Below are 9244 nucleotides of genomic sequence, written 5' to 3' on the forward strand. Positions count from 1 at the left end.
GTGCTGGGGCGCCGGGCGGGCATGGGGGCGTCTCCTTGTGCGGGCAGATGTGTCAGGTGGTGCAGGCGGGGGCGCGGACGGTCTAGAGGACGAAACCGGCCGGGAAGGGGTCGGTGGGGTCGAGCAGGTACTGCGCGGTGCCGGTGATCCAGGCGCGGCCGGTGAAGCTCGGCAGGACGGCGGGGACGCCGGCCACCTCGGTCGTGCCGAGCAGCCGTCCGGTGAACCGCGTTCCGATGAAGGACTCGTTCACGAACTCGGTGTGCAGGGGCAGTTCGCCGCGCGCGTGCAACTGTGCCATGCGCGCGCTGGTGCCCGTACCGCAGGGCGAGCGGTCGAACCAGCCGGGGTGGATCACCATCGCGTGCCGTGAGTGGCGGGCGGTGGCACCGGGGGCGTACAGGTGGACGTGATGGCAGCCGCGGATGGACGGGTCCTCGGGGTGCACGGGTTCCGCCTCGGCGTTGACGGCGTCCATGAGGGCGAGGCCGGCCTTGAGGATGTCGTCCTTGCGGGAGCGGTCGAAGGGCAGGCCGAACTGCTCCAGCGGCAGGATGGCGTAGAAGTTGCCGCCGTAGGCGAGGTCGTACGTCACCGTCCGTCCGTCGGCGAGCGTGGCCTTGCGGTCGAGGCCGACGCTGAAGGACGGGACATTGGTGAGGGTCACCGCCTGCGCGGCGCCGTCCTTCACCGCGACCTCGGCGACGACGAGCCCCGCGGGGGTGTCCAGGCGGATGGTGGTGACCGGCTCGACGACCTCGACCATGCCGGTCTCCACGAGGACGGTGGCCACGCCGATCGTGCCGTGCCCGCACATCGGCAGATAGCCGGAGACCTCGATGTAGACCACGCCCCAGTCGCAGTCCGGGCGCGTCGGCGGCTGGAGGATCGCGCCGCTCATCGCGGAGTGGCCGCGCGGCTCGTTCATCAGCAACTGCTTGATGTCGTCGCGGTGTTCGCGGAAGTACAGCCGGCGCTCGTTCATCGTGGCGCCGGGGATCGTGCCGATCCCGCCGGTGATCACCCGGGTGGGCATGCCCTCGGTGTGCGAGTCGACGGCGTGCAGGACGAGTGTGCTGCGCATGGGACGGGCTCCTTCAGGCGAGCCCGGCCGCCACGGCCTTCTCCGTGGCGGCGCGGACGACGGCTTCCTGCTCGGGCAGCAGCGGGACACGGGGCGGACGGCAGCGGCCGCCGTGGCGGCCCACCACGTCCATGGACAGCTTGATCGCCTGTACGAACTCGACCCTGGAGTCCCAGCGCAGCAGCGGGTGCAGCTGCGCGTAGAGCGACCTGGCCGTCGCGAGGTCCCCGTCGACGGCGGCGCGGTACAGCTCGACGGTCGACCTCGGCAGCGCGTTGGGGTACCCGGCCACCCAGCCCTTCGCGCCCGCGATCGCGAGCTCCAGCAGGACGTCGTCGGCGCCGATCAACAGGTCGAGGTCCGGGGCCAGTTCGGCGATCCGGTAGGCGCGGCGCACATCGCCGGAGAACTCCTTGACGGCGTGGATGTGGCCCTCGCCGTGCAACCGTGCGAGGAGTTCGGGTACGAGGTCGACCTTGGTGTCGATCGGGTTGTTGTACGCCACGACGGGCAGGCCGGCCTTCGCCACCTCGGCGTAGTGCGCCACGACGGACCGCTCGTCGGCGCGGTAGGCGTTGGGCGGCAGCAGCATCACGGCGGCGCAGCCCGCCTCGCGTGCCTGCTCGGCCCAGCGCCGGGCCTCAGCCGAGCCGTACGCGGCGACCCCGGGCATCACCCGTGCCCCTCCGATCGCGGCCACTGCCGTCTCCACGACCTTGGCGCGTTCCTCGGGCGTGAGCACCTGGTACTCGCCGAGCGAGCCGTTGGGGACGACGCCGTCGCAGCCGTTCTCGATCAGCCAGGCGCAGTGCTCGGCGTATGCGTCGTGGTCGACGGACAGGTCGTCGGTCAGCGGGAGCGCGGTGGCGACGAGGACGCCGCGCCAGGGTCGGTTCTCGGTGTCGGTCATCTGCGGTGTGGTCCCTCTCCATACGGTGTGACATGTCACTGTCGGCGGCCGTGGGGCCCGATCAGTCGTCGTCCGGTTCGCCCGCCTGTGCCAGCACGCCGAGCGGCACCGGCCGGGCGAACGGCCTGCGCCCCGCGGTCTGAGGGCACCCGGCGAGCCCGGCGACCGCGGGTTCGCACATCCGGCCCTGGCACCAGCCCATCCCGGCCCGCGTCAGCAGCTTCACGGTCCGCAGGTCGCCGGCGCCCAGCTCGCCCACGGCCACGCGGACCGCCTGCGCGGTGACCTCCTCGCACCGGCACACGACGGTGTCGTCGGTGATCTGTTCGGCCCAGTGCGCGGGCGGCGCGTACCCGGTGTCGAGGGCGGCGAAGAACGCCCGCAGACGGGTACGGGACCTCGCCGCCGCGGCCCAGGTGCGCGGGTCGGGTGCGGTGCCGTGCAGGCGGGCGGCGGCGGAGCAGCCGGCGATGTGGCCCTCGGCGAGGGCGAGCGCGGAGCCGCCGATGCCGGTGGTCTCGCCGGCCGCCCAGACGCCGGGGACGTCGGTGCGCTGTTCGTCGTCGACGTGCACGCCGGCCCCGTCGAGGCGGCAGCCGAGGGTCTCGGCGAGGTCGGTGTGCGGCAGCATGCCGTGGCCGACGGCGAGGGTGTCGCAGGGGATACGGCGTTCACTGCCCGGCCGGATCCGGCCGTCGGCGTCCAGGGCGGCGACGGTGACCGCCGCCAGCCGGTCGGTGCCGTGGGCCTCGACGACGGTGTGCCGGACGAGAGTGCGTACCCCATGCCGGAGCAACCGGGCCGCGAATCCGGCCCCTTCGGCGACCTTGTCCGGCTGTGCCGCCAGCGCCCGGCCCTGCCGCAGGAACGCCGCGGGGCCGGCGGACTCGACGAGCGCGGCCACCTCGACACCGGCCGCGGCGAGACCGGTCGCCACCGGGAGCAGCAACGGACCGGTTCCGGCGACCACGGCGGTGCGTCCGGGCACGGCGAGGGTGCCCTTGAGCATGGCCTGGGCCCCGCCGGCGGTGACGACGCCGGGCAGGGTCCAGCCGGGGAAGGGCAGGACCCTCTCGTATCCGCCGGTGGCGAGGAGGACGGCGTCGGACCGGACGGTGGCGGGTTCCTCCTGCTCGGGGCCGAGCAGCGCGTGCATGGTGCAGTCGCCGGACGGCCCGCGCTCCACGAACCACACATGATGGTCCGACAGGTGTGTGACGCGGCCCGCCTCGACGTGCCCGGCGAGAGCGTCCCGCAGCCGCCGCCAGGTCCGCCAGTGATGGTGCAGGGCCTGCGGGCGGCGGGCGGCGAGCCCGGCGGCGGGCTGCCGGTAGAACTGCCCGCCCGCCTCGGTCGCCGCGTCCACCAGCGTGACCCGGACCCCGCGCGCCGCCGCGGCGACGGTGGCGGCGAGCCCCGCCGGACCCGCGCCGATCACCGCAAGGTGCGGTCGCTCAGTCATCGTGGCCCGTCCCTTCCTGCGTACGGATCGCATCGCCCGGCCGCACCGGCACCAGACAGGCCCGCTGGTTCGGGCGGTCGTTGACGGTCACCAGACAGTCGAAGCAGACGCCGATCCCGCAGAAGATCCCGCGCGGCCGGCCCGCGCCCCGGGTGGCGCGCCACGAGGTGACGCCGGCCGACCAGAGCGCGGCGGCGACCGTCTGGCCGGGCAGTGCCTCGATCGCGCGGCCGTCCAGGGTGACCGTGAAGGCCGGTCCCGGTTGCGCGCGCGCCTGCTCCAGCGGGTTCATGGGCCCTCCTCGGGTGCGGGAAAGCGGTCGGGGCGCAACGGCGTCAGGTCGAGATCGGGGGTCTGCGCGGTGAGCACCTGCGCGATCAGGTGACCGGTGCCGGTGGCGAGCCCGATGCCCGCGCCCTCGTGGCCGCAGGCGTGGTGCAGACCGGGGACCCGGGGGTCGGGGCCGATGGCGGGCAGGTGGTCGGGCAGATACGGGCGGAAGCCGAGGTAGGCGCGCAGGGCGTGGACCCGCTCAAGGAACGGGAACAGCCGGGTCGCGCCCGCCGCCAGGGCCCGGACGACGGGCAGGGAGAAGGTCCGGTCGAAACCGACGCGTTCGCGGCTCGCGCCGATCAGTACCGGCCCGGCGGCGGTGCCCTCCACGACCGGCGAGGTCTGGAGCTGCGCCGAGTCGCTGGCCACGTCGGCCACGTAGTCGGCGGCGTACACCTTGTGGCGGACCAGGCGCGGGAGCGGTTCGGTGACGAGGACGAAGCCGCGGCGCGGGAGGACGGGCAGGAACGTGCCCGCGAGCGCGGCGAGTTCCGCGCCCCAGGTGCCGGCCGCGTTGACCACCGCCGGGGCGTGTACATCGCCCCGGTCGGTACGGACTCCGCGGACGGCGCCGTCCGGGGTGCGCAGTACGTCCGTCACGTTCCGGCCGGTGAAGAGACGGGCGCCGGAGGCCCGCAGCAGTTCGGCGGCGGCCAGGGCGGGCATGACCTGGGAGTCCTGGGGGTAGTGCACGCCGCCGGGAAGGCCCGGGGCGAGGTGGGGTTCGAGGTCGTACAGCGTGTCGGCCGCAACCGGCTGCGCGATGACTCCTGCGGCGCGCTGGCCGGCGGCGAAGCGCTCCAGTGCGGTGAGCCCGTCGGGGGTCGACGCCACCACGACGCCACCCTTGGCCTCGTACTCGACGGACTTTTCGAACTCCTGTGCAAGGTCGGCCCACAACCAGCTCGACAACAGCGCGAGGTCCAGCTCGGGGCCCGGCTCCTTGTCGGAGACGAGGACATTGCCCTCGCCGGCGCCGGTCGTGCCGCCGGCCACCGGACCGCGGTCGACCACGACGACGTCGAGGCCGGCCCGGGCCGCGTACAGGGCGCACGCGGCGCCCACCATTCCGGCCCCGACGACCACGACATCGCAGGTGAGTTGGTTGCCCACAGCAGTAATATGTCACACAGCACAGGAAGGCGGAACACCTCGCGCACGGCGGATGCAGGGAAACCCCGACCGTGGCGCCGCCGGCGACCTGAACGCCGACGGTGCCCGGTCAGGCCTCGGGGGCGGGCACCACGCTGAGGTGGCTCGCCGTGCGGCGCTCGCGCGTCCGGCGGCGCGGGGCGGGAGCCGGCCGGCGCACTTCGCGCAGCACCATGGTCAGCCGGGTGTATCCCATGTCCTGCAGGGTCCTCGGGGTCTCGCCGACGATGCGGCACTCGGTGGCGCCCCAGCGCGGGTCGGGGTGCAGCAGCGGGCGGACCGCCCCGTCGTGCTCGACAGCGGCCTCACCGACGGACCGGATCCAGTGCGGCAGGCCCTGCCGGTAGGCGGCCTCCATGATCGGGTCCTGTGCGATCTCCCGGCGGATCGCCTGCAGTCCGTGGTCGTGTCCGTGCCGCTCCACGGCGGCCGCGAAGTGGGCCAGCATCGGCAGGAACCAGCGGGACTCGTGCTCGCCGAGGACGGCGGGCGCTTCGGGGTGGAACAGCACGAACCTGAGGAAGTTGTCGCCCGGCATCGCCGTCGGATGCGGACCGATCTCGCGGAAGAGGCTCTGGAACGCGCTGTTGGCCAGGACGACGTCCCAGCAGTGGTCGACGACGACGGACGGAAACGGGACGGCCTCGAGCAACGCGGTGTAGTCCTGGAGGTACGACCGCACCTCGGAACGCTCGGGGACGGACCGCAGCGCGGACCGCTGCCCTCCTGCCTGATGTGCCATCGGGAGGTCACCCCTCTTGCCTATGCGGCCTTCACGCGGCGTCCCGATCCTGCTGCCCCGACGCTTGTGATGTCAACTATCGTGGCATTTCATGCCCGTTGACGGCTGAAATTGGCCACAGTTGTGGCGAGACCTGGATGTGAGTTCGAAGCACCCGCTAATCTCCGGGAAGTTCACGGCAACCACTGACCACAAGCCTGTGAGAGACGTAGGAGACCTGTCGGTGACGGATGGCTACGAGGTTCCGGGCGCCACGGCGACGGCCACGCTGCCGGCCGTGATCGCCCGTGTCACCGCGCTCGCCGGCCGGCTCGGCGTACCGCACGCGGAGGTCTTCGACACGGCCCGGCTGTCCGTGGCCTCCGGTGTCCCCGAGCCCGTCGTCAAGGACCTGCTGAGCGGGCGCCCGGCAGGCGAGCCGGACGTGCAGGCCCGGTTCCTGCAACGCCTGGACCTGCTGCGCCGCACCCGGCTGAAACCCAACGGGCGCAGGTACACCCAGCAGGAGATCGCCGACGGCGCGGGCATGTCGCGACAGCAGGCCGGCGCCCTGATCAACGGCGACCGGCGGCCGACCATGGAGCACTGCGACGCCATCCAGCGCTTCTTCCGGGTGCACGCCGGATTCCTCACAGCAGAGGATCCGGAGGCGCTGGCGGGCACGCTGCAGCGCACCGAGCAGGAGCTGCTGCAGAAGCTCGCCGACCGGGAGCGGGAGGCGGCCACGGCCGCCGACGACCCGCTGGAGCGGCTGCTGCAGGACCACGGCGTCCGCGGCATCGCCTGGCGGGCCGCCCAACTGCCCACCGACCAGCACCGTGACAAGGTCGCCGAGTGGCTGGACATGCTCCTGGAGAGCGTGCAGCGGCCCGAGTCGTGATCCGGGGGTTACCTGTGGGCATCGGTAGGGAAATGCGCCGGCTGTGCGGCGAGCTGGTAGCGGAGCTCACGCTGCCCGCGCCGGCCAGGCCCGCCGACCTGTACGCCGCCCTGTGCGACGCGATGAGCAGACGCCGCGGCCGCCCCGTCCACTTCCGTACGGCCGCCTTCCCGCCCGGCACGGCCAGCGGGCTGTGGCTCGACATGGCCGACCAGGACCTCGTGGTCATCGAGGAACGCACCGCGCCCGACCACCAGTTGGTGATCCTCGGGCACGAGCTGTGGCACATGAAGCAGGGGCACTGCAGCCATCACGTCGAGGGCGCCGCGGTCGCGGCCCGTTTACTCGACGACAACGCCGATCTCCAGGCCACGGTCCTGAAGGTCGCCGCCCGCACCCGGTTCGACCTCGCCGACGAGAAGGAGGCGGAGAGCTTCGGGCTGCTGCTCGCCAGCAAGTGCCGTACGTGGCTTGCCGGTTCGGCGCTGCGCGGTCCGGTGCAGCGGGATCATCTCGCCGGGCGGATCGAGGCGTCGCTGGGGTATCTGGGCCCGCAGGGCTGAGGCCGACGCCCCGCCCCACCGCGCCCGTTTTCCAGCGTAGGGCAGCTGTTCCACCGGGTTCGGATGAGGTTCCGCCTCCGCTGAGCGGGCGAACCGGGGGGCGGCAGAGCCGGATTGTCAGTGGTGGACGGCAAGCTGGAGGGGCGCCACCGGCGAGCGGGGCGTATGTGCCCTCCGGGCGCGTGAGGCCACGACGAGGCGGGGAGAGCCGACCGATGCCCACAGCCGTACTGACCGACCGCGAGCGCATGGCCGTGCAGGCCTACCTTCGACTGCTGCACACGGTACGAGCGGCGTTCGACACCGCGGCCGGCCCACCGGACGCCCGGATGCCACCCGTCGTCCCGCCCGCCGTCCTCGCCGAGGCGGAGCAGGCGCTGGCAGCCGCGGGCCTGACCGGCAACGAGGAGGAGTTCTTCCGCCTGCTGCAGAGCTGGTGCCCGGAGCCCTGACGGTCCCGGCCGCCGTCAGATGTGCGGCACCGCCACCGCCGTTGCCACCAGACCCCGTTGGACGGTCCAGCGTCCCTCGAAGCCGCCGAGGCGTTCGCCGCCGACGACGGGGCCCGGTACGAGCAGTGCGGCTTGGAAACGGCCGTGCATCCGCCCGTGCGGGTCCATGACGAGGTCGATGTCGGCCTCCGAGAAGTCCAGCCACTTCCGGGTGAGCGGGAACCACGCCTTGTAGACCGACTCCTTGGCGCTGAACAGGAGCCGGTCCCACGGGAGCGCGGGGTGCTCCGCGGCCAGGCGGCGCAGCCGGTCCTGCTCGCCCGGCAGGGCGACGGACTCCAGAACGCCCTCCGGGAGCGGTGCGTGGGGTTCGGCGTCGATACCGAGGGAGGCCAGGTCGGTGGCGCGGACCAGGGCGGCGGCGCCGTAGCCGTCGCAGTGGGTCATGCTGCCGATCAGGCCGTCCGGCCAGCGCGGGGCGCCGCGCTCCCCGGGCAGGACGGCCTGCGGCGGCACGCCGAGCTTCTCCATGGCGCGGCGGGCGCAGCCGCGCACGACGGCGAACTCACGCCGGCGCTTGGCGACGGCCCGCGCAACCACTGCCGCCTCCTCCGGGTACAGCGGCGCCGGCTCGGTCCCGTCGTCGTCGTGCGCCTCGACGGCCACCACGGAGTCGGGCAGCAGCTCCTCGATCACCGGGTCGCTTCCTCTCTCGGCAGGATGCGGCGCAGCCGGCCGGGCGGCTGCGGGCGCTTACGCCATTCGCGCGGGTAGCCCACGGACACCTCTTCGAAGCGGACGCCCTCGTGCCAGGTGGTCCGCGGGATGTGCAGGTGCCCGTAGACCATGGTCTCCACCCGGAACCGGCGATGCCAGTCCGTGGTCAGCCGGGTGCCGCACCACATGGCGAACTCGGGGTACCAGAGGACCTCTGTCGGATGCCGGTCCAGCGGATAGTGGTTGACCAGGACGGTCGGCAGGTCCTCGGGGAGCTCGGCGAGCCGGCGCTCGCTCTCCGCGACCCGGGCCCGGCACCAGTCCTCACGCGTGGGATAGGGGTCGGGGTGCAGCAGGTACTCGTCGTTGCACACGATGCCGGTCGAGTGCGCGTACGCCAGGCCCTCGTCCTTGGTCGTGCAGCCGGAGGGCAGGAAGCTGTAGTCGTACAGCAGGAACAGCGGCGCCACGGCCACCGGGCCGCCGGGGCCGTCCCAGACCGGGTAGGGGTCCTCGGGTGTCGTCACGCCCAGCTCACGGCACACCTCGACCAGGTGCTCGTAGCGGGCGACTCCGCGCAGGGTGACGGGGTCCGACGGGTGGGTCCACAGTTCGTGGTTGCCGGGCGCCCAGATCACCTTGCGGAAGCGGCCCGCGAGGGTTTCCAGCGCCCAGCGGATGTCGGCCACGGTTTCGGCGACGTCACCGGCCACGAGCAGCCAGTCGCCGTCGGAGCCGGGGCGCATCTTCCTGACCAGGTCGCGGTTCTCGGCGTACCCGATGTGCAGGTCGCTGATGGCCAGCAGCTGCCCGGCACCACCGGCCGTCGATGTCACCTGTCGCCCCCTTACGATCACACGGACGAGACCACGAGAACACAGCCGCGGCTCGTCAGGCAAGGGCGACCCGAACGTATCGGCGGGCCAGGGCCTGTCCGGCGGATCATGCC

General features: G+C 73.0%; 11 protein-coding genes. 3 read left to right on the forward strand and 8 right to left on the reverse strand.

The genetic code is table 11. The features are described 5' to 3' along the window. Positions 1–82: 82 nt before the first annotated feature. From StrepF001_RS43085 to StrepF001_RS43110, 6 genes are all read right to left on the reverse strand, one after another. Positions 83–1084: a proline racemase family protein gene (locus StrepF001_RS43085; protein WP_129803531.1), complete on the reverse strand. Its 1002-nt coding sequence runs from the start codon at positions 1082–1084 to the stop codon at positions 83–85. Between the two features lie 13 nt (positions 1085–1097). After that, positions 1098–1994 (reverse strand): dihydrodipicolinate synthase family protein, encoded by an 897-nt coding sequence (locus StrepF001_RS43090; RefSeq protein WP_129803532.1) that lies wholly within the window; start codon positions 1992–1994, stop codon positions 1098–1100. 61 nt (positions 1995–2055) lie between these two features. Beyond that, entirely contained in the window at positions 2056–3456 is a 1401-nt protein-coding gene (locus StrepF001_RS43095; protein WP_129803533.1) for an NAD(P)/FAD-dependent oxidoreductase, read from the reverse strand. Then, on the reverse strand, positions 3449–3748 hold the full coding sequence (locus tag StrepF001_RS43100) for a (2Fe-2S)-binding protein (protein ID WP_129803534.1): 300 nt from the start codon (positions 3746–3748) through the stop codon (positions 3449–3451). The genes StrepF001_RS43095 and StrepF001_RS43100 overlap by 8 nt, the downstream gene beginning before the upstream one ends. Further along, positions 3745–4902: an FAD-binding oxidoreductase gene (locus tag StrepF001_RS43105; protein WP_129803535.1), complete on the reverse strand. Its 1158-nt coding sequence runs from the start codon at positions 4900–4902 to the stop codon at positions 3745–3747. The genes StrepF001_RS43100 and StrepF001_RS43105 overlap by 4 nt, the downstream gene beginning before the upstream one ends. 109 nt (positions 4903–5011) lie before the next feature. Further along, positions 5012–5683 carry a hypothetical protein gene (locus StrepF001_RS43110; RefSeq protein WP_165396571.1) on the reverse strand — a complete coding sequence of 224 codons (672 nt, stop codon included), beginning with the start codon at positions 5681–5683 and terminating at the stop codon, positions 5012–5014. A 223-nt stretch (positions 5684–5906) separates the two neighbouring features. On the opposite strand from StrepF001_RS43110, the gene StrepF001_RS43115 reads away from it, so the two are divergent. From StrepF001_RS43115 to StrepF001_RS43125, 3 genes are all read left to right on the forward strand, one after another. After that, complete coding sequence (locus StrepF001_RS43115; protein ID WP_129803537.1) at positions 5907–6563, forward strand: helix-turn-helix transcriptional regulator; 657 nt, start codon at positions 5907–5909, stop codon at positions 6561–6563. Positions 6564–6595: 32 nt separating this feature from the next. Beyond that, on the forward strand, positions 6596–7126 hold the full coding sequence (locus StrepF001_RS43120) for a toxin-antitoxin system, toxin component (RefSeq protein ID WP_129803541.1): 531 nt from the start codon (positions 6596–6598) through the stop codon (positions 7124–7126). 215 nt (positions 7127–7341) lie between these two features. Beyond that, entirely contained in the window at positions 7342–7578 is a 237-nt protein-coding gene (locus StrepF001_RS43125; RefSeq protein ID WP_129803538.1) for a hypothetical protein, read from the forward strand. A 15-nt stretch (positions 7579–7593) separates the two neighbouring features. Here the strand turns inward: StrepF001_RS43125 and StrepF001_RS43130 are convergent, their stop codons facing one another. Together StrepF001_RS43130 and StrepF001_RS43135 are read right to left on the reverse strand one after the other, a co-directional pair. Then, complete coding sequence (locus StrepF001_RS43130) at positions 7594–8274, reverse strand: 4'-phosphopantetheinyl transferase superfamily protein (RefSeq protein ID WP_129803539.1); 681 nt, start codon at positions 8272–8274, stop codon at positions 7594–7596. Then, positions 8271–9131: a metallophosphoesterase gene (locus StrepF001_RS43135; protein WP_129803540.1), complete on the reverse strand. Its 861-nt coding sequence runs from the start codon at positions 9129–9131 to the stop codon at positions 8271–8273. The genes StrepF001_RS43130 and StrepF001_RS43135 overlap by 4 nt, the downstream gene beginning before the upstream one ends. Between the last annotated feature and the right edge of the window lie 113 nt (positions 9132–9244).

Origin of the sequence: Streptomyces sp. F001 (assembly GCF_004187715.1) — a bacterium.
Classification (GTDB): Bacteria; Actinomycetota; Actinomycetes; order Streptomycetales; family Streptomycetaceae; genus Streptomyces; species Streptomyces flavusporus.